Annotated in this window: 23 protein-coding genes and 1 pseudogene; 18 read left to right on the top strand and 6 right to left on the bottom strand. The window is 41.7% G+C overall.

The features are described 5' to 3' along the window. Positions 1–3 precede the first annotated feature (3 nt). The 4 genes and pseudogenes from AB0756_RS08145 to AB0756_RS08130 form a co-directional block, all read right to left on the bottom strand. Complete coding sequence (locus tag AB0756_RS08145) at positions 4–921, bottom strand: metallophosphoesterase family protein (protein WP_038081376.1); 918 nt, start codon at positions 919–921, stop codon at positions 4–6. Positions 922–1,002: 81 nt separating this feature from the next. After that, positions 1,003–2,232, bottom strand: coding sequence for a metallophosphoesterase family protein (locus AB0756_RS08140; protein WP_038081374.1), 1,230 nt, complete (start codon positions 2,230–2,232; stop codon positions 1,003–1,005). Positions 2,233–2,293: 61 nt separating this feature from the next. After that, positions 2,294–2,578: pseudogene (locus tag AB0756_RS08135) on the bottom strand (DUF4351 domain-containing protein); the annotation flags it as partial. Positions 2,579–2,644: 66 nt separating this feature from the next. After that, complete coding sequence (locus tag AB0756_RS08130) at positions 2,645–3,529, bottom strand: Rpn family recombination-promoting nuclease/putative transposase (RefSeq protein WP_038081371.1); 885 nt, start codon at positions 3,527–3,529, stop codon at positions 2,645–2,647. A gap of 317 nt (positions 3,530–3,846) precedes the next feature. On the opposite strand from AB0756_RS08130, the gene AB0756_RS08125 reads away from it, so the two are divergent. The 4 genes from AB0756_RS08125 to AB0756_RS08110 all read left to right on the top strand — a co-directional run bounded on the left by AB0756_RS08125 (position 3,847) and on the right by AB0756_RS08110 (position 8,656). Continuing rightward, entirely contained in the window at positions 3,847–4,830 is a 984-nt protein-coding gene (locus AB0756_RS08125; RefSeq protein ID WP_038081369.1) for a hypothetical protein, read from the top strand. Positions 4,831–4,898: 68 nt separating this feature from the next. Beyond that, entirely contained in the window at positions 4,899–6,164 is a 1,266-nt protein-coding gene (locus AB0756_RS08120; protein ID WP_038081367.1) for an STM4015 family protein, read from the top strand. A 50-nt stretch (positions 6,165–6,214) separates the two neighbouring features. Beyond that, on the top strand, positions 6,215–7,513 hold the full coding sequence (locus AB0756_RS08115) for a HEAT repeat domain-containing protein (protein WP_038081365.1): 1,299 nt from the start codon (positions 6,215–6,217) through the stop codon (positions 7,511–7,513). A gap of 666 nt (positions 7,514–8,179) precedes the next feature. Then, the gene (locus AB0756_RS08110) at positions 8,180–8,656 is read left to right on the top strand and encodes a hypothetical protein (RefSeq protein ID WP_038081361.1); all 477 of its coding nucleotides are present in this window, start codon (positions 8,180–8,182) and stop codon (positions 8,654–8,656) included. Positions 8,657–8,785: 129 nt separating this feature from the next. On the opposite strand, the gene AB0756_RS08105 is transcribed toward AB0756_RS08110, so the two are convergent. Next, entirely contained in the window at positions 8,786–9,394 is a 609-nt protein-coding gene (locus tag AB0756_RS08105; RefSeq protein ID WP_038081359.1) for a hypothetical protein, read from the bottom strand. 290 nt (positions 9,395–9,684) lie between these two features. Between AB0756_RS08105 and AB0756_RS08100 the strand changes: the two genes are divergently transcribed. Further along, positions 9,685–9,924: a hypothetical protein gene (locus AB0756_RS08100; protein WP_038081356.1), complete on the top strand. Its 240-nt coding sequence runs from the start codon at positions 9,685–9,687 to the stop codon at positions 9,922–9,924. A 3-nt stretch (positions 9,925–9,927) separates the two neighbouring features. Further along, the gene (locus AB0756_RS08095; protein ID WP_167844624.1) at positions 9,928–10,632 is read left to right on the top strand and encodes a type II toxin-antitoxin system RelE family toxin; all 705 of its coding nucleotides are present in this window, start codon (positions 9,928–9,930) and stop codon (positions 10,630–10,632) included. 85 nt (positions 10,633–10,717) lie between these two features. On the opposite strand, the gene AB0756_RS08090 is transcribed toward AB0756_RS08095, so the two are convergent. Beyond that, complete coding sequence (locus AB0756_RS08090; RefSeq protein WP_038081354.1) at positions 10,718–11,530, bottom strand: hypothetical protein; 813 nt, start codon at positions 11,528–11,530, stop codon at positions 10,718–10,720. Between the two features lie 310 nt (positions 11,531–11,840). Here AB0756_RS08090 and AB0756_RS08085 point away from each other — a divergent pair, with 310 nt between their 5' ends. From AB0756_RS08085 to AB0756_RS08030, 12 genes are all read left to right on the top strand, one after another. Further along, complete coding sequence (locus AB0756_RS08085; RefSeq protein ID WP_167844625.1) at positions 11,841–12,929, top strand: leucine-rich repeat domain-containing protein; 1,089 nt, start codon at positions 11,841–11,843, stop codon at positions 12,927–12,929. A gap of 29 nt (positions 12,930–12,958) precedes the next feature. Beyond that, complete coding sequence (locus AB0756_RS08080; RefSeq protein WP_038092057.1) at positions 12,959–13,357, top strand: helix-turn-helix domain-containing protein; 399 nt, start codon at positions 12,959–12,961, stop codon at positions 13,355–13,357. After that, entirely contained in the window at positions 13,309–13,905 is a 597-nt protein-coding gene (locus AB0756_RS08075) for an IS630 family transposase (RefSeq protein WP_202048575.1), read from the top strand. Before AB0756_RS08080 ends, AB0756_RS08075 begins: the two co-directional genes overlap by 49 nt. Positions 13,906–14,298: 393 nt before the next feature. Further along, positions 14,299–15,477, top strand: a complete 1,179-nt coding sequence (locus AB0756_RS08070; protein WP_408103987.1) for a HEAT repeat domain-containing protein — start codon at positions 14,299–14,301, stop codon at positions 15,475–15,477. 15 nt (positions 15,478–15,492) lie between these two features. Continuing rightward, positions 15,493–16,635, top strand: coding sequence for an STM4014 family protein (locus AB0756_RS08065; RefSeq protein ID WP_038077881.1), 1,143 nt, complete (start codon positions 15,493–15,495; stop codon positions 16,633–16,635). Beyond that, positions 16,632–17,429: an STM4013/SEN3800 family hydrolase gene (locus AB0756_RS08060; protein WP_237265833.1), complete on the top strand. Its 798-nt coding sequence runs from the start codon at positions 16,632–16,634 to the stop codon at positions 17,427–17,429. The genes AB0756_RS08065 and AB0756_RS08060 overlap by 4 nt, the downstream gene beginning before the upstream one ends. A 240-nt stretch (positions 17,430–17,669) precedes the next feature. After that, on the top strand, positions 17,670–19,031 hold the full coding sequence (locus AB0756_RS08055; RefSeq protein ID WP_050046464.1) for an STM4012 family radical SAM protein: 1,362 nt from the start codon (positions 17,670–17,672) through the stop codon (positions 19,029–19,031). Between the two features lie 129 nt (positions 19,032–19,160). Next, positions 19,161–20,417, top strand: coding sequence for a hypothetical protein (locus AB0756_RS08050; RefSeq protein WP_050046412.1), 1,257 nt, complete (start codon positions 19,161–19,163; stop codon positions 20,415–20,417). Between the two features lie 38 nt (positions 20,418–20,455). Then, the gene (locus AB0756_RS08045; protein ID WP_038077886.1) at positions 20,456–21,325 is read left to right on the top strand and encodes an STM4011 family radical SAM protein; all 870 of its coding nucleotides are present in this window, start codon (positions 20,456–20,458) and stop codon (positions 21,323–21,325) included. Position 21,326: 1 nt separating this feature from the next. Next, positions 21,327–21,860: an adenylyl-sulfate kinase gene (cysC, locus tag AB0756_RS08040; protein WP_038077888.1), complete on the top strand. Its 534-nt coding sequence runs from the start codon at positions 21,327–21,329 to the stop codon at positions 21,858–21,860. A 78-nt stretch (positions 21,861–21,938) separates the two neighbouring features. Further along, on the top strand, positions 21,939–22,157 hold the full coding sequence (locus tag AB0756_RS08035) for a DUF2997 domain-containing protein (RefSeq protein ID WP_038077890.1): 219 nt from the start codon (positions 21,939–21,941) through the stop codon (positions 22,155–22,157). 2 nt (positions 22,158–22,159) lie between these two features. Continuing rightward, a complete protein-coding gene (locus tag AB0756_RS08030) occupies positions 22,160–22,957 on the top strand; it encodes a helix-turn-helix domain-containing protein (RefSeq protein WP_137986477.1) in 798 nt (265 codons plus the stop codon). Positions 22,958–22,960 lie beyond the last annotated feature (3 nt).

The raw sequence follows: 22,960 nt of genomic DNA, 5'->3' as shown, positions 1-22,960 counted from the left end.
GCATTAAGTAGATTTAAGTGAAATAATACCTTTATCAAAAATGCGGTTATCGGTGTCGATACCACTGATTTCTATTCTATCTGGATAAACTTCATACGCTGCAAAACTCAGCTTTGATGCAGAATAATCCGTCCATTCTGAATGGTCTACAGGACGGGTTCCCGCACCCCCACCACAAATTAAGTAAGTTGTTCCATTAATAGATTTTGTTCTTTCATAATGGTGTTCGTGACCGTTAATATAGAGTTGGACTCCGTATTTTTGAAACAGTGGTGTAAATATTTTAATAAAATCTGGATTACTACCATAAACACCCGATGCATAAATCGGATGATGACCGTATACAATTTTCCAAGGCGCGTTCGAGATGCTTAATTCATTTTCCAACCATACTAGCTGATTTTTCCAATCGGCATTGTTGTTAGTATCTAAAGCAAAAAATTGTATGCGCTCGCGACGAAACGTGTAGAAGCGACCCAACATATTAAAGTTAACATATTTCATTTGGGGATAGCCATTATCCGTGCGAATATCGTGATTTCCCAAAACAGCTTGAAATTTCACGCCTTTTTGAAGCAAAGAGGCATAGGGACGCTCAAAAACTTCATTAATTTTTTCGATTTCGCCGTTGGTATATATGTTATCTCCAGCAAGTAGAATGAGATCGTAGGGGTTTTGGCCGTGATATTTAGTCATTGCCCGAGCTACAGAATACTGACCGCTATCTCCAGTTCCTGTATCTGCAACAGAAACAAAACGAAGCAACAAATCTTTTGTTTTTGGTTTAGCCGCAACTACTGTATTTGCCACAGCAGCAGTATAAGTATAATTGCTATTTTTACTCCTTAAAAAACTGAAAATACCTGCACTAAGGGTACTTAAACTACCAAAAAAGAGAAATTGACGGCGTTTGAGTTTCATGATTAGTGGTTAGTAGACAAATGACCAATGACAAATGACAATATACGTTTCAACAAACATAAGATTTGCCCGGAAAAAAACTTATGCGCTGCACAGGTTACTACTTAAACGATTGATACAAAAAGATTTCTCCTCAGATGTTAACTTATTCCATTCCACATCTCGGCGTAAAACGATACCATTATGACCTGCCAAAAAGCGTGGTAATTGCTCGGATTGAATAACTTTTAGTGTTTGAATGTCATAAGTTGTATAAGTAGTTAATTCTGGCGAATTAAAGTTAATATCTAGTACGGTTAAAGATTTCAAAAGACGGGGACTCGTGTCAATTAACGATCGAGGTCCAGAACCAAGAAGCCCCAAGTGCAGTAGCTGTAAATTACCACGGTGTCCGGGATAGTAAGCGTGTTGATGGCCGCTAATATAGGTATGTACCTTGTAGCGTTCTAGCATTGCCCGCAGTCGATCTGCATTATCCATCACATTTCCGGGATTGTTACGACCAACTGCAATTCCATATAAAGGCAAATGACCGAGTAAAACTCGCATTTTTGCCGCTTGTGCTTTGGAACTCGCAAGAGTTTTTTCTACCCATTCCAACTTCTCTGTTGGTATGCGGCTAGAGGAACCATCCCACACTAGGAAAAAAATATCTTTGTACTCAAAAGTGTAGTAAAAAGGAAATTCAAAACGGTCAACAAATTGAACACCTGGATCGTGTATGGGATTGTTCCAGTACTCTGTTGCTAAATCTCTCTCTTTTTGGTAGATAAAATTACCTTTGGCTCCTAAGGAGCTTGAAGCATCATGATTTCCAATGGTAAAACCAAAAGGAAGCTTGGCACGACGTAAAGGGGCTGTAATATGTTGATCAAAAGCAGCCCACATTGCCCGAATTTGCTTTTCTGATAGGGTTGCTTTTTGTCCGGCGACCATGTCTCCACCACATAGAACAAGATCTGGTTGCCAAAAGGGAATCAACGCCATACCTTTATCTACTTCGCGATCGTAGTCAGTGGAACCATAAGCGCTATTGAGGTCGCTAATAACTAACAAACGCACATCACCGCGCTTCGGATTGAACAAACCCTCCGATCTAGCACTCTTGACAATGGCAGATGTTTCTGGAGGTAAAGATGACTGTAAAACTGTTTGAGGTTGAGTTTGGGAAACAGTAGTTTCTTGCGGTTGTTGTACTGCGACGGGTATTTGTGGCGATCTAACCGATTGGCAACTATGCAATCCTAAAGAAAGGCACAGCCCCAAAGCAATTCCAAAAAAGATTTGCGGAAAAAACTGCCGAAAACGCATTAGAATTTAAGTCCAAGAAGAATTTCATGGACTACCATAACCTAGTCTTTCCCTAGAAAATTTATCGAGCTTCCAACCAAGCTTGTAAATCAGCCACACTTGTAAACTCTAAAAGTGCTTCACTTAAATTTTCCACAACGGGTAGGGGTAAATTGGAAATTCGTTGTCGCAATTCCTCAGAAATTTCTCCAAAGCGCTTGTTCAACAGTCGGACAACGAGGTTGACTGTTGCTTCTTCTCTTCCTTCTTCTCTTCCCTCCTCCTTGATTTCTCGATAAACTCGCGTTTCCTGTAGTGTTATTCCTAGCATGGACTCTACCTCTGTTCGGCTTAATTGTTCAAACTTACTAGTGCTGTCAGTCATTTAGACCTCAACACTCTCAAGCGATCGCATCTTTAGTGATGGTCTAATTTATCGAGCTTCTAACCAAGCTTGTAAATCAGCCACACTTGTAAACTCTAAAAGTGCTTCACTTAAATTTTCCACAACGGGTAGGGGTAAATTGGAAATTCGTTGTCGCAATTCCTCAGAAATTTCTCCAAAGCGCTTGTTCAACAGTCGGACAACGAGGTTGACTGTTGCTTCTTCTCTTCCTTCTTCTCTTCCTTCTTGCCTTCCTTCTTCTCTTCCTTCTTCTCTTCCTTCTTCCTTGATTTCTCGATAAACTCGAGTTTCCTTTAGTGTTATTCCTAGCATGGACTCTACCTCTGTTCGGCTTAATTGTTCAAATTTATACACCATAATTGTTGTCACCATCTCTATTATGGCGCGATTTGATGGTTGAGATTGTTCTTGACGGGTTCTGGTTAACAGATATCTTGCTTCTTCAATGGCTTGTTCATCCTCTAAGGTAGTGAGTACCATCAGAGCTACCCATGAAGGTAATTGACGAATATCCCCCAACTCATTTAAATATACCCGATGTACTTGGTCGCTGTTGAGCAATGCGCGGTAAGGGTGACTATCGCTTTGTTCGGTACTGCGTGACGGATAAATTATCACCGCTTGCCAATCGCTAAATCTGTCACGGTTGCGGTAGAAATAGAGTGAAGATTCCGCACAGAGCCTTTCGTAAAGTCGTTCATTTTTTTGAAATTGCACCTCGCAAAAATAGACCACTCCTGCACCTCTATCTTCTGGTGGTAGAAAGACGCCATCAATTTCAAATTTCGGTTCTTTGACAGCAACGGAATCAAATTGATATGAGTCAGCATTTTTTGGAGGATCTGTCAATAGTTCAAAGAGTAAAGTTGGGGATTGCTGAAATAGTTTGTAAAAGATCGAATCTCGACGCATAAGGCATTTTGCTGAGTTTATCTGTCTGATTTACAATGCATTCAACAGTTTATACCTTTAGAACATCAGTTCTATAAAGAATTATTATTATTTTCAAAAAAACTAATTTCCTGGTTTGTTCTTGCGCTCTATTCCCTAAAGTGCAACTACAAGCAAAAAAATTTACATGTTGTTATCTGTGTGATGTTTTACTGAAATTGTCGATCTAAAACTAACCATGACCCTAACTATGACGCGGAGAGAATATTCAGACGCAAAGCAGTGTTAAATTAGCTGAGGAGGTAGCAACCTTGAGCGGTGGCTTTAATTGAAGTTTTATGTCACAAGACAATCCAAATCCACAACCACCTTCTTCTCCCGAACCAAAGGGGAGCCAGTCCCAGCAAAGGGTTGAGCAAGTCACTCAGCCGGACATAAGAGTTCAATCCGCTTGGAAATCTTTTATTATCAGAATTCTGAGAGGAACGATTGGAATTTTAGAAGCAACAGCGAACAGACTGGAGGCTGAATCTCCCGCTGGGGCTGTAGAGACGAGAGGTGGAGCATCTTCACAAGGGTGGGGTGCTGTTTTAGGAAAAATTCGCTCGTTCTTGCCAGAAAATTTATCAACTAAGCTATCAGATACAGCTTTAACGGGAATTATTGCTGGGATTGCTGTCATTGGCTTCTGGACAACTTCCTCTCTCCTCTCTGGTAAACCTACTGAGGTAGCTACTGTTCCACCAACTCAAGAAACACCTCCTGTAACAATAACAACTCCACCAGTTGCAGAGGAGGTTCCACTTACACAACCTGAGGAAATTCCAACACCACAAGCAGAAGAAGTACCTCCACCAGTTACAGGAGAAGTTCCACTTACACAACCTGAGGAAATTCCAACACCACAAGCAGAAGAAACACCTCCACCAGTGACGGGAGAAGTTCCCCCACAGGTTGAGGAAAGCCCATTACCAGAACCTACTCCCACTCTAACACCAGAGATAGTATTAACTCCAGAACAAACTTTGATTGCAGCTATCGAAAATCAGGTTGCAGAGATTAGCGATCGCTTTGGTTCAGGATTGATACAGTCCATTCAAGCTAACTTCCGCAGCAGCAATCTGACTGTCAAAATTAGTAACGAATGGTACAATCTGAAACAATCGCAACAGGACAAACTCGCGGCTGATATACTACAGCGATCAAAGGACTTGGATTTTAGCCATTTAGAAATTATCGACTCTCAAGGTAGGTTAGTAGCGCGTAACCCTGTTGTTGGTACTGAAATGATTGTATTTCAACGCCAAGCAAGAAACACTTAGGAATCGCATATGTTAACTTACCTGCGATCGTGGGAATTCTGTAGGAAGTACAGAAGTGAGAAAGTGTCATGCCCGATAATCACAAGCAACCCAAAAAAGATGATGCAGTACTCGGAGGACAATCGCCACCTCCAGTAGAAGGAGCAGTTTTAGGAGGAATCGAGGGCGTTAAACGTCGTTTGTGGAATCCGGTTGTTGACGTTAGAAGGGCTGCGGTTGAAGAAGCCCTGAATTATGGCGATGCTGGATTAGATGTGGTAATTCAGGCTTTGAAGGATGAAGCTAAGCAAGTACAGCGTTTTGCTTATCGGCTATTGCGCCCAAGGGAAGAACAAAAAGTCAAGCTTGCTTTACAACAATATACACCATGGGATTTGGTTGAACGGTTAGCTCAGTACCCGGGGTATCAAGGTATGCACGCTACGAGATTTGCCAATCGTCAAGTGGCGGATTTTGACCCTAATGTTGGCATCACCGATCCCATTGGTACAGCTTATGCGATTCGATGGACTTACGATCCGGAAGAATATGCCATCGCAAAACTCGCAAGTCTTTTAGAAGACCCCAAAGCAAAACAATTGGAAGCTTTAGTATTTGGAATGTGGAGTGAGGAAGTATATAGTGAAAGTCCACCCAGCATTGTGAATGCTTTAGTGAATGCAAAAAATCAGCTTCCCAATCTCAAAGCAGTCTTCATTGGAGATATTCCCTCCGATGAATGTGAAATTTCTTGGATTAAGCAAACGGATATTAGCCCGATTTTAAGGGCTTATCCTCAGCTAGAGATATTGCAAGTTCGTGGCGGAGATGGTTTAGAATTTTGCCCGCCTGTACGACACGATCGCTTACGAGCACTTATTGTTGAAACGGGTGGGTTAAGTCGGACAACAGTTGCTCAAATCTGTAACTTGAAACTACCAGCCCTAGAGCATCTTGAACTGTGGTTTGGTAGTGAAGACTACGGTGGAGATTGCTGGGTTGAAAATTTGAGCCCTATTCTTGATGATTTAGTGTTCCCGAATTTGACTTACTTGGGACTCCGCAACAGCCAGTTTTCTGATGAAATGGTTCATGCGATTGTGCGATCGCCTTTAATGAATTCCATCAGCGTACTTGATTTATCAATGGGGACTTTGAGTGATGAAGGGGCTGAAGTATTACTCAACTCTCCGGTTGTGAATGAACTCGACATCCTCAATGTCTCAGAAAACTTTCTCTCAGACGAAACGATCGAACGCTTGTCTCAGATCGAAGTTCAAGCGATCGCCAACAAGCAAAAAGAAGAAGACGAAGACGACTACATTAGTTCCCGTTACTGCTCTGTTTCGGAGTAGTATCCTTTAATGGTATATTTGTACTACAAAAACTGCGATTGACGGATCGCATGTCTAAGTCAGATGTGCAACCAATCTTAGGTTATGAGAATTTCAACTTGAGGGCAAGGAGTCAGAAGGTGATACCAGACAATCAAAATCAACCCAGTAAATTTGACGTAGTATTGGGTGACAGAGCCCCGCTTCCCATAGGAGATGTTGTTTTGGGAGGAATGGAAGGAGTGAAGCGTCGCTTGAAAAGTACAGTTGTAGAAGCACGACTTACGGCTCTTGGCGAAGCATTCAATTATGGAGAAGCAGGTATAAACCTGATAATTGAAACACTGAAAGATGAATCAAAGCAAGTGCGGCTTACGGCGGCTCGACTGTTGCGGGAGAAAGGAAGCCAAAAGGAAAAGCAGATATTAATAGATTGCGATCCCTGGTTGTTTTTCACAACATTAGAGGGTTGGAATCAATACACAGCAGTGCGAACAACAAAACAACTTGTAAATTTGTTGCAAGAGCCGCAAATAACCACTTTAGAAGCTTTAGTGTGTGAAATTGAGAAGAATGGTTCATATGGGAAATTTCAAGATTTTGTCAACGTCCTGGTTGCTACTCCCGAGAGGTTACCGTATCTTAAAGCATTATTTATGGGAGACCCAAGCGATTCCAAACAATGGAAGCGAGGATACTCCCAAATATGTCTAAGTAATATTAATCCAATTCTTAAAGCCTTTCCTCATTTGCAGGTATTGCATCTTTGCGGATTCTTTGGTCATGCTAGCAATCCAATTTTAAAAAACAAACAAAAGCAAGAACTATTACAAATTCGCAATCGTGATGGTTCTCCAGTAGTTTCTAAAAAAACACACACAGAATTAAAAACATTGATTATTGAAGGAGCAGATTTAACAGACGAACACGTGGCTGAAATTTGCCAGCTTGAGTATCCATCTCTAGAATATCTTGAATTGTGGCTGGGCAGAAGAGATACGGAGAAAATAGTTAAAAGTTTAGCTCCTCTTCTGTCAGGTAAATCGTGTCCCAATTTGATTTACTTAGGATTGATTGGTAGTGAAAATACAAATGCAATTGCTAGAGCTATATCTTGTTCGGAGATTATTAAACGCTTAAAGGTGCTAGATTTGGGAAAAGGCAAGTTGACCGTTGCTGGTGTTACAGATTTACTCAAATGCCCTACAATCGAGAACTTACACACTCTCAATGTTTCTGAAAATTGTTTGCGTCCAATTGCAATTGAGCAATTGTCTCATATCAATTGTCAAGTCATTGCTAATTCTCAGTTCCATGACAGTTATCGCTTTGATGATGATAGCGCTCGCTATTATACAGCATGGGAGTAAGGGATATGTTACAAAAATACGTAGGTTGGATTGAGGAACGAAACCCAACATTTACAGACATTTGTTGAGTTTCTCCATGGCGATTCCAAACCACAAAAATTCTTATCAGAGTAGTATTGATAACGACGCTTGAAACGTTAGTTACCAGCAATAGTTTAAATAAAACAACTTTATCTTGATAGAGGATCTTTAATAATGTTCTGGTTATTCGGTAGCTACAAGCTTTAGATATCCCTTTGCTCATACCAGCAATAAAAACAGGAACAAAATACTAGGTTGATTTATCAGTCTCTAATTCTTCAAGTTGGACAGATAACTTAATAGCATTCCTCACTACTTCGATAGAATCATCTATGTCAGGTTGAACAGCATATAAAGAGACTAAAAAACGAGAACCTATTACTCGAAGATGAGACGGGATTAAACTAGTAAGTATTTCTATAGAAAACTGTATACGCTCAAAGATTACCCTACTGTAACCACCATTGAGATGAAATTCTACTCTCACTACTTCTTTCTCCAATAAGGATTTATATTTCATTTCATATTTTTGTATTAAATACCTAAAGTGTTTATTCCTATTGACTATTAATAAATAGTACGTACCATTCTACGTATTAACTTATTAGCACGAGCAAATCAGCGTAGGCTGAAAACGCATAACCTATGGTTCTGGGGAATTTTGGCAATATTTACTCAGATGAGCTAATTACTGCCACTGAGTTAAATCGTCAGCCTGGACGAGTTCTAGACAAGGCTTTGGAACGTCCAGTGACAATTACTCGTAACGATCGGTCTTTTGCGTTGCTGCGGCGGGAGGAAGTAACTTCTCTGGTGAAGGTAGCTACTCAAAGTAAAACTGTTTTTGAAGCATTAACCGTAGCTTTTTCTCTATTACTAGGGAAAGAAATTGGCTTTGAACATCCTTATGGATGGTTGAGCGTGTTTGATTCAGATGAGTTGCAAGAGTTTATTAAGGAGCTAAGTGAGACTTTTCGGTTGATAGATTCCTCAACCATAGCATGGGAGATAATTGACGCGCTCATCCATGAATGGCATGAAAGTGCAATTGCCATCTCTAGCCCCGAACTGGTAGCAGCTTTTAGTGCTGAAACTGATGAAGTCCCATTAACCAAACCATAAAGGGAAGTGCTGTGTGAGAGAGTAAACTGTAGATGCTTTTATACATAATTGGCGAAACTCAGTCAGGCGATCGCACGGGCATTTATCTCAGCAGTGACTTTGTTTACAATCGATAACTGCCAAACTCTTTTATTTAGAAAATGCTTGTACTCGGTCAATACAGCCCTGCTTTACTGCAGAAGCTAAAATGTCTTTAGCACCAAGTCGCTTAAAGTAAAGTGCTGCATAATTCCTCTGCCTTTGCGTACCGTTGAAAAGGTAATGTTCAATTCGTTTTTGTCCGTGTGGTGTATTGACCAAACTGAGAGTATAGTCAACAAGCTTACAAGTCGCGCTGTTCAGGTCATTCTCTAAACTTTCCATTAATGTATCGACATCAGACTCTCCTCCAGCACGTCCCATAGCGACAAAAGTGTCATACCTACTGCTTTTTTGAGTGTATTCCTCAAGTATCTGTTTCACTGCAGGCTCTTCTCGATAGACAAGTAGCACATAAGCAGCGTTCCTGACCATCCATAATCTATCTTCCAACGCCTGAATGACTAAATTCAAACCTGCTTCGCCATATTTCAGCGCCTCTTCTAGAGCAGCGATTTTTTGCTTGACCTCTGGATTTGCAAACCGTCTTTTAACACCTTCCAATCCTCCTAACACAACACCATTAACTGGGGCTGGGGATATTGCTTGACCACCAAGGACAGCGTCATCAACTCTGGGTCGATTCGTACTTTCTGGCATTGTACTTTACTTTTGACACTACTACTTAGTATTCCCAATTACTTGAGGTAAGTGATAAGCAAAGCTTAACATCATGCGATCGGGGTAATAGGGTTTTGATTATTATGAGTACATTTGTACTGCATACGAAAATACAAATGTAGTCTGTAATGCGATCGCACAATGCTGGTTAATAGCTGGTTAGAAAATTATTTATTTAATTCTCTGAAAGCTATGGGTATCATTGATGCAAATGAACACCCCTTAGGTAAAACTAGAGGAGGATATAGAAAAAGTAAGGAGATTAAATAATGAAAACAGAACATGAAAGACAAGAAATAATCAAAGCTATCAACGTACTGCTAAATCAAGCTTCTGACTGTACCTTAGATGAAATACTCGCAATCTTACAAAACATTGAAGATGAAGAAGATGAAGAAGATTTAAAATCTGTTAAAGAAGCCAGAGAAGAGATCCGGTTACACGGTACATTCTCTTGGGAAGAAATTAAAAAAGAAATTGCTGAAGAGAGAAAACAAGACGTGGCTTAATTGATGACTTACACAGTTGAATTCTCTCCTAGTGCAAGAAAGATGTTTAAGAAATTACCTCAAGACTTGCAAGACCGTATACAACCAAAAATAGATGCTTTAGCCACAGAACCTCGGCCTAATGGGGTGAAAAAGTTGAAAGGCGAAGAAAATACCTATCGAATTAAAATTGGAAGTTATCGAGTAGTTTATGAAATAGAAGACGATGTATTGTTAGTTATTGTTATCAAAGTTGCAGGTCGGAAAGATGATTTGCCAGCATTAGAGTATTTAAAATTGTGGTTTGGTCGATATTACGAATCCTCACACAGATCAAACTTATTAATTGATAGTTTGCTTCCCTTTCTTTTTAATGAGTCCTCTCCACACTTAAGTTATTTAGGATTGCGTAGTAGTAAAAATGCTGATGAACTTGCTCGTGCTGTTGCGGAATCTCCAATAATTGAACGCCTCGCAGTACTGGACTTGTCTATGGGGAATTTAACAGACAAAGGAGCAAAAGCATTGCTCAATTCTCGAGCAACCAATCAACTTCACACTCTTAACATCTCTAACAACTGCGTATCTGCAAATATGATTCAAGAGTTATCTCAACTGAATTGTCGAATCATAGCGAATGGACAGGAAGAAGTGCTGAAAGAGGGCTTGGAGCCTCACGTTACTGGGTATTATACGAGTGAGGCAACGCAGTCATTGGGCTCGTGTTAGGCATTTTCAAGTAAAATTGCTACATTACAAACCGCAAATATACGGTAGACAGGGGACGAGAAATAATTAAGACAGTTAGGACTTGTTAGGTGTGACGCAGCTTGGTGAAGCGGCGGATTAAATGTGCTGCAAGGAAAAAGAACGGTGCCCAGCCAACGAGGAAGAGAAAAAACGCTGGCGAAAACGAACCAGGCTGGTTGCCCAGGTATGCGTTGGTAGTTGGATCGTCGCCCGCGATCGCGATGCCGATAGCCGGTCCAAACCCCTGAAGCGCACCCCACCAACTGAATGCTGCCAAGCAGCTAGTGCCAAAGCGATGTTGCGCCACAGCCGTCGCACGGTTATGATTGGGGGATGAGGTTGTTCGCGCAACGACGACAACAATGAGGATGAAAGTCCAGATCATCCACAGCGCACCAGTCCACGGATTGAGTCGCAAAGTGATGATAACTGTGAGTACTAGCCCGGTCGCGACGAGCAGCGCAGGTACTACCATGACAGCCGGACCACCGCTCTGCCGACGGAATACACGTGGCGGTGTAACCTCTCGTAAAATGTAGAGCATGCAGAGACCCACGAACAGGAAGCCCAAGCGTGCCGGATAGGTGCTGGGCATGGTATAACCTGCGTATTTTGTATGGTTCTCTTTCACGAAAAAGCAGAGTCGAACCACGTCGAGCACGACACCGGTAAGTGCCACGACGACCATCGACCAAGCAAAAAAGCGTCCGGAGCGCACGTGCGATTTGCTGCCCTTTCGCGCTATGAAAGACACAATAGCGGAGATCGGTGCGATCGCCCCTGCAATGATGTGGAGTAAAAGCATCGTCAAGAAGACATAGTTGGCAAGGGAGCTTCCGTAACTGACTGGCTTGTGAAGCAAGAACGTTGATTCCACTATGACTCCTATTCTGACCGTATGCGGTTACAAGTGAAGCATTGTTCGATAATTTTACCACTCTAACTTATCGTTAGACGGATTTAGCCATCATTAAATGGGGTGAAATAAGCATTGTACAGACATTTACGCAAGGACTTGATAACCTATTTTCAACATCCTGTCCGCTCGGAATAAATGGGTTTTGACTTTTTTATAGAACAATTGTACTATTATATCGTTTCGTAGTATTAATCTTGGACTAGAGGTGTGTTACGAACATGAAGTTATGGGAATCATAACCTTAGTGTAATGCAGAAGTGAGGGGGCAATGCCAGACAATCAAAATCAACCCAAAGAGTTTGATGCCATTTTGGGCGGACAAACACCTCCTCCAATTGAGAGTGCTGTTTTGGGAGGACTCCAAGGGGTAAAACACCGTTTGACAAACCCAGCTCTAGAAGCACGGATTGCAGCTCTTTCCGAAGCACTCAACTATGGAGAAGCAGGTTTAGATGTGGCAATTGATGCTTTGCAGGATACCGCAGAACAGGTGCAACGTTTTGCTTCGCGGTTGCTGCGGCAAAACGGAGGTGTTCGAGGAAAGCAAGCTTTGTTAAACCACGATCCATACCTGTTTTTCACTACATTTCAAGATTGGAAAACTGAGAATTTTCACCCTGATATTGGCATTACCAACCCAAGCGAGACTGCATATGTTGTAAATTTTGAGCAGTTGAAGTTACTTTTACAAGATCCTCAAGCTTGCAAAATAGAAGCGTTAATCTGTCAGATGTGGGATTGCAATCATTCCGCCGACCTTTTTATTGATGAGTTGTGTGCATCTTACAAGCAACTGACCAGTCTCAAAGCTCTATTTATCGGCGCTCTTTACGAACCTGAGTACCTGAGTTTTTCACTCAAACTGTGCAATCTTAGCCCTATTGTGAAAGCTTTTCCCAATTTGGAAGTACTGCACGTATGTGGCAGCAAAGGCTTGGAATTCAGGCAGGTGAAGCACGATAACTTAAAGACGCTGATTCTTGACGTAAGTAACTTGGTGGACGATATCGATCAACTGAGCGGTCTCAATCTACCAGCATTAGAATACCTTGATTTGTGGTTAGGTAACAATTGTTACGATAATAAAAATACTACTAATGTCCTAATGCCGATTCTTTCTGGCAAATTATTTCCAAGACTGAGGTATTTAGGACTGCGTGGTAGCCAATATGACGATAAGATCGCCTATGCTATTGCACCTTCTGCAATAGTTAATCACCTCAAGGTGCTGGACCTTTCTAAGGGGACTTTACGTGATAAGGGCGCAGAAGCTTTACTGAAAAGTTCGGCAATCAATCGGTTACACACTCTCAATGTTAGTAATACAGCAGTTTCCGATGTTATGAGGTACAGTTAGTATTAATAAAATCAAAAGATAATACTGTCATGAAAGCATATTCAGTAGATATTCGAGAAAAAATAGTGGCAGCGCATATTGAGGAAAAAATCTCGATTCGTCAAGTAGCACTCAGATTTGCAGTGAGCAAAAGTTTAGTACAAAAGCTAGTAAAGCAACAAAAAAGTCATGGTAATTTACAACCATTAAAACCGGGTAAGCCACGATTTAGTCATCTGACAAATGCGGAATTAGAGTTAAGAGAACTAGTGTCAGAGAATCCGGATGCAACAATAGTGGAATTCTGTGAATTATTTGCGGCAAAGACAGGTAATTGGGTGAGTCAGACGGCAATGTGTCGTTCTTTACAAAAATTAGGATTAAATCGCAAAAAAAAACATTGCGGAGTAGCCAAGCAGCAACTCCAAGAGTTCAAAAACTCAGAGTAGAATATTGGGAAAAAGTCAAGGAGATAGAGCCAGAAAACTTGGTATTTTTAGATGAAACAGGGGTAATACTGGGTTTAGCAAGAACGCATGCACGTTCACAAAAGGGAACAAGAGTATATGAAATGAAGCCATTTTACCGGGGAGCAAAAGTTACGGTGATTGGAGCAATAAGTCTTAAAAAAGTTGTGGCATTAATGACAATAAATAACTCAATGGATAGCCTAGCTTTTGAAGGATTTATTGAGAAGTTCTTATTGCCTCAATTATGGCCGGGAGCAGTAGTAGTTATGGATAATTTACCGGCACATAAACTAGCATCAATCGAACCAATGATTGAATCTGTAGGTGCAAAAGTCTTGTGTTTATCTCCATATTCTCCTGATTTTAATCCCATTGAATTATGGTGGTCACAACTTAAATCTTTTTTACGTACTTTTTCTCCAACTACAACCGAAATGGTTGATAAAGTTATCTCTGTTGCTCTCGACTTGATGAATCCTCAACATTTAAAAAATTGGTTCACTAAGTGCTGTTATTGTACCTCATAACATCGGAATTTGCTGTAACTACATATCAAGGAAAATTGTGAAACGGTTTTCTCGGTTGAGTTGTCGAGTCATTGCCCAACCTCAAGATGACTACCGCTATGATTCTGTATGGGAGTAAATTCAAAGTGTAAAAGCAGGCACTGCAGTGCGCTGCGTATATCGCACCTTTATTTTTGATACGACTACTCGGTATTCCTAATGACTTGAGGACAGCGATAAACAAGCGAGACATCTGAAGCCGTATCGCCGAGCGTTTAACGGGGGTTTTGACTTCTAATTAGAACAATTGTACTATTAGAAGAGTACCGTAGTATTAATCTTAGACCAGAGGTGTGTTACAAACCATAAGTTATGGGAATCATAACCTTAGTGTAGTGGGCAAGTGAGGGGGCAATGCCAGACAATCAAAATCAACCCAAAGAGTTTGATGCCATTTTGGGCGGACAAACACCTCCTCCAATTGAGAGTGCTGTTTTGGGAGGACTCCAAGGGGTAAAACACCGTTTGACAAACCCAGCTCTAGAAGCACGGATTGCAGCTCTTTCCGAAGCACTCAACTATGGAGAAGCAGGTTTAGATGTGGCAATTGATGCTTTGCAGGATACCGCAGAACAGGTGCAACGTTTTGCTTCGCGGTTGCTGCGGCAATATGGAGGTGTTAAAGGAAAGCAAGCTTTGCTTAACCATGACCCGTGTCTGTTTTTTACCACGTTCCAAGATTGGAAAATTGAGGCTTTCCCCGATTTTGGCATTACCGACCCAAGCGGAACTGCGTATGTTGTCAATTGCGAGCAGCTAAAGTTACTTTTGCAAGATCCCCAAGCTTGCAAGGTTGAAGCTTTAATTTGCGAGATGTGGGAGCGCTCTTATTACAAAGTTACTGACGAATTCTATGCTTTCGTCGAGACTCTCTTTGATGCTCGCCAGCATTTAACTCAACTGAGAGCTTTATTCATTGGTGACGCTTCAGCACAAGGATATATGAAATCTTACCTTGGGTTAGGTGATATCAGTTTGATTTTAGACGGGTACCCCAATCTGGAAGTGCTGCAACTTCGGGGTTTCTGTGGAGATTTACAGTGTAGTTCGTACCATCACAATCTCAAGACACTCATTATCGAAACTTTGTACCTGAGTGATACAGCCCTAGACCAAATTTATGACCTCCAACTGCCTGCACTGGAGTATTTTGAGTTGTGGATTGGCAGAAGTGACCGTCTCGATCTCGCTCCAATTCTTTTTGATGAACTGTTTCCTAATTTAAGTTATTTAGGACTGCGTAGTTGTAGTTATACGGATGGACTTGTCAGCTATATTGCACAGTCACCACTCATCAATCGCCTATCAGTGCTCGATCTATCAATGGGCGACTTAACCGATGAGGGAGTAGAAGCTTTACTCAACTGCCCTGCAATCGATCGTCTTCACACAGTCAACGTTGCTTATAATTGCGTGTCTGCAAGTGGAATTTCACAATTATCTCAACTGAATTGTCGAGTCGTTGCAGAGCCACAAGTAGAGGTATATGACCTAGGATGTGGAAGTGCTCGGTACTCTGTCCTGTATGAATAAACCAAAGGCGAGAATATGCTAGAACTGGTCATCATCGCAAATCCAGAAAATCGTCGGGTTGGTTTCTTGCAACAGGCGCTAGAGTATTTCAGTTTACCACCTGCAACTGTTGTATCTTATGAAGACGCGATCGCAGGCAGAGAAACATTAGAACGTTTTGATGCACCCAACACCATCATCCGGTTTGATTCCCCTGAGAAAAACTTTGAGGTTGATAAAGCTATTATTGCTGCGGGTGCAAATGTACTAGATGACGGTCAGTACCAACGCATCCATCCTGCTGATGCAATAAAATTAAGCTTCGACAAGGGGCTGATTCTTTACCACCGCCAGTGGTATCTAGGATGGCAGTATCTATTGCAACAATGGGAAAAGCAACTCAAATGCCCAACAATGAATCATCCCGAAGATATTGCCGTAATGTTCGATAAACCCCGATGTCACGAAAGATTCAGCAGCTACGGAATTCCAGTACCGCGATCGCTTGGAATAATTAAAAACTACGAACAACTGCGCGAACAAATGCGGGTGCAAGAGTGCGATCGCGTATTCGTGAAACTTGCCCACGGCTCTGCTGCTTCTGGAGTGGTTGCTTACCGTGCTACAGCACGAGGTGAATCCGCTATAACTACAGTAGAAAGAGTGCGAGAAGAAGGTCAAACCCTGCTTTACAACTCACGTAAAATTCGCCACTACACAAGCAGAGAAGAAATTAGTGACATTATTAACATCTTAACAGCTGAGGGCGTACAGGTCGAAGAATGGTTACCAAAGGCACACCTGCAAGGGTGCGGATTCGATGTACGCGTGGTTGTCATTAACGGTCAAGCACAGCACGTCGTTGTGCGTTTGGGCAAAAGTCCCATGACCAATTTGCATTTGGGAAATGAGCGAGGTGACACTGAGGAATTTTTAGCCACAGTTGGACAAGAGAACTGGGAAAGCATGAAACGAACTTGTGAAGCCGCAGCCGCCTTGTTTCCCAACACCTTATACTGTGGTGTGGATTTACTCATCGCTCCCAACTTTCGCGATCGCGCCATTTTGGAAATCAATGCTTTTGGCGATTTACTACCGGGAATTTTATGCAATGGAATAGATACGTATACCAGTGAAATCAAAGCAATGCTAGCAAAAACAACCCCATGCTTAACATGAATCAAATCGTCGGGACTCACGACATTCTCTTTCTCACCTTAGATACTCTACGATACGATGTTGCTAAAAACTTGATGTCACAAGGACGCACCCCGAATTTAGCAACCGTTATGCCTCAAGGAGGTTGGGAAGAACGCCATTCTCCAGGAAACTTCACCTATGCTTCCCATCAAGCCTTTTTTGCAGGTTTTTTGCCCACACCAGCAACACCAGGGATACATTCAAGGCTCTTTGCTTTGGGATTTGAGGGAAGTACGACTACCACGGAAAAAACGTGTGTCTTAGAAGGAGCTAATATTATCAGTGGATTTGCTGAAAAAGGCTATCATACAATTTGTATTGGTGGTGTTGGCTTTTTCAACAAACTTAACCGCTTGGGAAATGTTTTTCCGTCCCTCTTTGCTGAAAGTCACTGGAGTCCAGAGTTGGGAGTCACCAACCCTAACTCTACAGAAAATCAAGTAGCACTTGCCCAACAAATCTTAGCCAACACACCTCAAAACCAACGCGTATTTCTCTTTATCAATATCTCAGCCCTGCATCAACCCAACTACTTTTACCTTCCTGGTGCTAAAACAGACACCCTAGAAACTCACGCTGCTGCTTTGGAATATGTTGACAGTCAATTAGGCAAACTCTGGGAAGCATTCCAACAACGTGCTTCCACTTTCTGTATTGTCTGCTCAGATCACGGAACAACCTACGGTGAGGATGGTTATACAGGTCATCGCGTGAGTCACCCTTTAGTATGGACAGTTCCTTACACGGAGTTCATCTTACCCACAACAACCTAAATCATTCGTAAAATTCACTCTTCCCTCTTTTCTTCGTGCTCTTTGCGACGCCAGATGCTTCAACGGGGGGAACCCCCGCACGGCGCTGCTCTCCGCAATGCACTGGCTCGTCTTTGCGGTTAATAACTTTTATCCATCACATTCCTCAAAATAACTACCTAAATTAAATACCAAAAATCCCCATTCTCTCTTTCCTCTGTGTCCTCTGCGGTTCAAAAAAATAAATTATTAAATGCACCAATGACAAACCTACTCAATCAAAATCCCAAAACCCAAACCCCAAATCTAAAAACCCTGCTTGAAAAATCCCCCTACCAAGCTTACGTCTACTCGTACCCCCATAAAACAGCCTACCGTCCTCTTACCCCACCTCTACCCTTCAACGAAGTATGGTCCCAACAAGATAAGCGATCGCTGTTTCTCTACATCCACATCCCCTTTTGTGAAATGCGTTGCGGGTTCTGCAACCTGTTTACCACTGTCACTCACAATGAGGACTTTGTTACCCAATACGTCCGCACGGTTCAACGACAAGCACAGAGAGTCCGATCTGCATTAGGAGAAGCATCATTTGCTCGTTTTGCACTAGGTGGCGGTACACCAACTCAGTTACCCATCCACCAACTCGAAGCAATTCTTAATGTTGCTGAGGAAACAATGGGTGCAAGTTTGCAAAATATTCCCGTTTCCGTAGAGATGTCACCAGAGACAGCAACTCAAGATAAACTTAAACTGTTACGCGATCGCGGAGTTGACCGTGCTAGCATTGGTGTCCAAAGTTTTATTGAATCAGAAGTTCTGGCAATTCACCGCCGCCAAAGCACCGCTCAAGTGGAAGCAGCCCTGACTCGAATGCAAGAAGTTGGCTTTCCCACGATTAACATTGACCTTATATATGGATTACCCGGACAAACTGTTGATACATGGTTGCAAACCATACATCATGCTCTCCGCTTTCAACCAGAAGAAATTTACTTGTATCCTCTCTATGTAAGACCCCTAACAGGATTGGGGTGTTCCGATAAAGAATGGGATGATATCCGTTTGGCTTGTTATCGGGAAGGGCGATCGCTGCTCCTATCTTCTGGTTACACTCAAGTTTCCATGCGGATGTTCAAAGCTTCCCCCTCCTCTCCCTTGTCCCCCGATAGCCCCATATACTGCTGTCAAGCAGATGGTATGGTTGGTCTGGGTTGCGGCGCACGTTCTTACACAAACACCTTACATTACTCCAATGAGTATGCTGTAGGAGCGAAAGAAGTTCGTCATATTCTCCAAGCGTTCATCGAAACACCTGATGAATCCTTTGATTTTGTTCGCTATGGCTTTGAACTAGATGAAGAAGAACGCCGCCGACGCTACATTTTATTATCTCTACTTTCCGATGAAGGTTTTAATCTTGACGCTTACTATCAACAATTTGGTACAGATATGTTTGAGGATTTTCCAGAACTTTCTCAACTCTTCTCGCTTAATCTAGCGACACAGAATGAACAAATCTTGCACCTGACGGAAGTTGGAATTGAACGTTCAGATACTATTGGCGCTTGGTTATTTTCTCAAAGGGTTCAGCAATTAATGCAGTCTTACAATTTGAAGTAAACTAGCTAATGGCTAATGGCTAATGGCTAATGGCTAATAGCTAATGGCTAATAGCTAATCAGCAAATAATTCAGTCTTACAATTTAAAGTAAACTACAAATTGAATTCAAAAACCTTAATTTAAAAGTAATGATTAATGAATCGAATCAACCTAAAGAATCTGACGCAGTACTTGGAGGAAAAGCACCACCACCAGTACAAGGGGCTATCTTGGGTGGAATTGAAGGTGTTAAAAATCGTTTATCGAGTCCTATCCTTGAAGCACGAGTATCAGCACTTCAGGAAGCAATGAATTATGGGGAAACTGGGTTAGATTTAATTATTGGGGCTTTAGAATCCAAGTTTAGAAAGGTACGACGCGCAGCAGTACAATTGTTGCAGCAAAGAGACGAACCATCTGCCAAGTTATCGCTATACAATTACAAATTTTGGAGTAGTTTTGAACGCTTAAACGGTCTTCCACCAAGTCATGCAACCTCATTTGCCAACCGAAAAGTTATAGAATTCGATCCATCAGTAGGTATAACTGACACTATTGGAACTGCATACGCTTTAAGGGTTCACAGGCGTCAACCCGATATGAATATAACAGATAAGCTACAGATATTCCTACAGGATTCTCGTACAAACGAAGTTGAAGCATTGGTTGTAGGCAATTGGTTCAATGGGACAGGAGAATACAGTTCCCTTTTTATTGTCAATGCACTGGTTGATGCTTGTGAAGAACTCACTAACTTAAAAGCTTTATTTATTGGTGATATTGAGGATTCGGAAGACATGATTTCTTCAATAGAGCAGAGTAATATCAGTCTTATCTTTGTAGCGTATCCTAATTTAGAAGTTTTGAAAATTCGCGGCGATCGCTATCGCGGACCTTATAACGGAGGACTCGAAATCGAGCCACTTCGACATGATAAATTAAAAGCGCTCATTGTAGAATCTGGTGGATTGCGCCATGAAGTAGTTTCTCAAATTTGCAACCTTGAACTACCAGCCCTGGAGTATTTGGAATTATGGTTGGGGAGAGATGACTATGGTGGAAGTTCATCTATTTCTGACTTAATGCCAATTCTTTCTGGAGTGTTTCCTAAACTTAAGTATCTAGGGCTGCGTAACAGCGAATATTCTGATGATATTGCCTTTGCAATAGTGAATTCTCCAATTATTAAGCATCTGATAGAGTTAGACCTTTCTATGGGAAATTTAGGAGATGAAGGTGCTGAAGCCTTGCTCAATTGTCCAGCAGTCAATCAACTTGATACTCTTAACGTTTCTAACAATTGTTTAACTCGTGCGATGCTTTCTCGATTACAAGATTTAGAAATTGAAACGATTGCTATCCCTCAAAAACAGTATACCTGGCGCTATTGTTCTGTTGCTGAATAATTTAAATTATACCTTTAAACTCATAAGTGAGGTTATCAATGCATCTTACTATTCTCTATCGCGGGTCTTTAATTAGTTGCAACTACGGTTGCGAATACTGTCCCTTTGCTAAACGACAGCAGTCACCAAAAGAATTAGCTGTTGATAAACAAGAATTGGAAAGGTTTACAGATTGGATTGCCCAACATTCACAGCACAATTTCTCAATTTTGTTCACGCCTTGGGGTGAAGCGCTGATCCATCAGTGGTATCAACAAGCTTTGATAAGACTAACACAAATGCCTCACGTCCATAAGGCAGCAATTCAAACGAATCTTTCGTGTCAACTCGATTGGGTGGAAGAATGCAACAAGAACCGTCTTGCACTCTGGACAACGTTTCATCCAGAATGGGTGTCGCGCCAGCGCTTCCTCGCTAAGTGTCTGGAACTTGATAAGCGGGGTATCCGTTTCAGTACGGGTGTTGTTGGTTTCCCTCAATTTAAAGATGAGATTGCTGCTCTACGTCATGAATTACCACAACACATCTACTTGTGGATTAATGCAGTTAAGCGAGAACTTGGCAATTTGTCTAAAGAAGACATGAATTTTTTCAAGTCTATCGACCCGCTTTTTCAGATAAATATTCACCATTACCCCAGCTTTGGTTATGCTTGTCGTGCTGGAAAATCTGTGATTTCTGTTGATGGTGATGGCACTATACGACGCTGCCACTTTATTAAAGAACCAATTGGAAACATTTACGACCCCAAGTTTGAAGAAGCATTGTATGACCGACCCTGTACCAACACAACTTGTCACTGTCATATTGGTTACGTACATTTAGAGTATTTACAACTAGATAAAGTGTTTGGAAATAGCATTTTGGAAAGAATACCTGTTGATTGGGATAGAGAAATTGTGGTATAGTATGCAACAGAAACAGCAAGGATTCACAATCTGGTTAACTGGGTTAAGTGGTGCAGGCAAAACAACTATTGGTCAAGCTGTAGCACGGGAATTACAATTCCAAGGTTACAGAGTGACAGCCCTTGATGGTGATGTGATGCGCCAAACCCTATATAGGGACCTGGGATTTAGCAGAAGCGATCGCCAGGAAAATATTCGGCGTATTGGTTCTCTTGCACGTACTCTTACGTCTCAAGGTGAAGTTGTGGTAGTCTCTACTATCTCTCCATATCGCGTTCAAAGAGATGCAATGCGACATTCCATTAAAGATTTTATCGAAGTCTATGTCAATGCGCCTCTTGCCGTCTGCGAGCAACGGGATGTAAAAGGTTTATATAAAAAGGTACGCTCTGGAGAAATCACAAATTTTACTGGTATTGATGAACCATATGAAGTACCACTCCATCCAGAAGTTGAATGTCAAACAGATTGTGAAACTCTTGATAAGAGTGTCACTAAAGTCTTGGCGAAAGTTAAAGAATTAGGTTATTGCTGATATTGGGTTGAGTGAGAGGAAAAAGAATACCTTTTTCTCTTGACACCAAAGAGTTCAATTATACTTGGAGAAACTGCTATGGCTGAGTATCAAAAAGTGGAATATCGGATTGGTAAAGATGGTAAAATTACGGAAACAGTTATGAATGCTTCCGGTTCTAGCTGTACAACAACAACTTCAGGTATTGAACAAGCTTTAGGAGAAATAGAAAACCAAGAGCTTTTGCCTGAGTACTACGAGGGTGAAGAGAACTTAAGCTCCACAGAAAACCAATCCATCGAGCAAAAAGGTGGTTGAGAATGTTTGTTGATTTTAACATCATCATAATTCTGCTTGGGAGTCTTGTGGTATTCACGGGTGCGATCGCATTCTTACGCGTTCTTTTTGAAGCCATTTACGCTACTGGTAACCCGCAAGATACCTTCCTTTTGGGATTGATGAAGCAAGAAAGTATTCCCAACTGGCAAACTTTGCAGCAGAAAGCAGAAATCAGCAGCACTACCCTTTGGCAACTTAGGGATGGACAGGTGGCTTCCATAAAGTTAAGCGAACTAGCACAAGTTGCCAAAGCGCTGTCAATACCTTTCTATGATTTTCTAGAAAAACTGGATGTATTGCCACCACATCCAGAGTTAGAAGCACGGCGTAAAGAATGTTTGGAGTTACAGAAGCAGTTGCAATCGCTTGCAAAAGAGAAAGACGCACTGCGTCAGGAAGGAATGCGACTGCATGAAGAATTGCAACAGCAACGGACTGAACTAACAAACGAGTTTCGTACCGCCACGTTTGAAAAGTTGCAAACATTGCTCTCCAACTACCCCAGCATTTACCAAATGGTGAGTGTGAAACCAGAACTACCAGCAAAAAATGTTCTTTCGATGTTTACTCCTTTAGAGAACTTGTTGAAGGAATGGGATTACGAACAGATTGGCAAACCTTGGGAACAAGTCTCTTACAATCCTCAAATTCATCAGCCAGATGCGTCTGACATGACGGAAGGCGAGATGGTTTACATCCGATTTGTAGGTTACAGAAATAAAGAAGACATTCTCTGTCCGGCTAAAGTCAGCCGCACTTTGCCTGTAGGAGGAAGGTAGAGG

Source organism: Tolypothrix campylonemoides VB511288_2, assembly GCF_045999855.1.
Taxonomy (GTDB): domain Bacteria; phylum Cyanobacteriota; class Cyanobacteriia; order Cyanobacteriales; family Nostocaceae; genus Scytonema; species Scytonema bouteillei_A.
Note: the sequence above shows the minus strand (reverse complement) of the source record. Positions and strands in the feature narration are given on the sequence as shown.

Bases quoted from the DNA above. Each gene is read 5' to 3' on its own strand.
- AB0756_RS08145 (WP_038081376.1), bottom strand. From the start codon at position 921: ATGAAACTCAAACGCCGTCAATTTCTCTTTTTTGGTAGTTTAAGTACC.
- AB0756_RS08140 (WP_038081374.1), bottom strand. From the start codon at position 2,232: ATGCGTTTTCGGCAGTTTTTTCCGCAAATCTTTTTTGGAATTGCTTTG.
- AB0756_RS08130 (WP_038081371.1), bottom strand. From the start codon at position 3,529: ATGCGTCGAGATTCGATCTTTTACAAACTATTTCAGCAATCCCCAACT.
- AB0756_RS08125 (WP_038081369.1), top strand. From the start codon at position 3,847: ATGTCACAAGACAATCCAAATCCACAACCACCTTCTTCTCCCGAACCA.
- AB0756_RS08120 (WP_038081367.1), top strand. From the start codon at position 4,899: ATGCCCGATAATCACAAGCAACCCAAAAAAGATGATGCAGTACTCGGA.
- AB0756_RS08115 (WP_038081365.1), top strand. From the start codon at position 6,215: ATGTCTAAGTCAGATGTGCAACCAATCTTAGGTTATGAGAATTTCAAC.
- AB0756_RS08110 (WP_038081361.1), top strand. From the start codon at position 8,180: ATGGTTCTGGGGAATTTTGGCAATATTTACTCAGATGAGCTAATTACT.
- AB0756_RS08105 (WP_038081359.1), bottom strand. From the start codon at position 9,394: ATGCCAGAAAGTACGAATCGACCCAGAGTTGATGACGCTGTCCTTGGT.
- AB0756_RS08100 (WP_038081356.1), top strand. From the start codon at position 9,685: ATGAAAACAGAACATGAAAGACAAGAAATAATCAAAGCTATCAACGTA.
- AB0756_RS08095 (WP_167844624.1), top strand. From the start codon at position 9,928: ATGACTTACACAGTTGAATTCTCTCCTAGTGCAAGAAAGATGTTTAAG.
- AB0756_RS08085 (WP_167844625.1), top strand. From the start codon at position 11,841: ATGCCAGACAATCAAAATCAACCCAAAGAGTTTGATGCCATTTTGGGC.
- AB0756_RS08080 (WP_038092057.1), top strand. From the start codon at position 12,959: ATGAAAGCATATTCAGTAGATATTCGAGAAAAAATAGTGGCAGCGCAT.
- AB0756_RS08070 (WP_408103987.1), top strand. From the start codon at position 14,299: ATGCCAGACAATCAAAATCAACCCAAAGAGTTTGATGCCATTTTGGGC.
- AB0756_RS08065 (WP_038077881.1), top strand. From the start codon at position 15,493: ATGCTAGAACTGGTCATCATCGCAAATCCAGAAAATCGTCGGGTTGGT.
- AB0756_RS08060 (WP_237265833.1), top strand. From the start codon at position 16,632: ATGAATCAAATCGTCGGGACTCACGACATTCTCTTTCTCACCTTAGAT.
- AB0756_RS08055 (WP_050046464.1), top strand. From the start codon at position 17,670: ATGACAAACCTACTCAATCAAAATCCCAAAACCCAAACCCCAAATCTA.
- AB0756_RS08050 (WP_050046412.1), top strand. From the start codon at position 19,161: ATGATTAATGAATCGAATCAACCTAAAGAATCTGACGCAGTACTTGGA.
- AB0756_RS08045 (WP_038077886.1), top strand. From the start codon at position 20,456: ATGCATCTTACTATTCTCTATCGCGGGTCTTTAATTAGTTGCAACTAC.
- cysC (WP_038077888.1), top strand. From the start codon at position 21,327: ATGCAACAGAAACAGCAAGGATTCACAATCTGGTTAACTGGGTTAAGT.
- AB0756_RS08035 (WP_038077890.1), top strand. From the start codon at position 21,939: ATGGCTGAGTATCAAAAAGTGGAATATCGGATTGGTAAAGATGGTAAA.
- AB0756_RS08030 (WP_137986477.1), top strand. From the start codon at position 22,160: ATGTTTGTTGATTTTAACATCATCATAATTCTGCTTGGGAGTCTTGTG.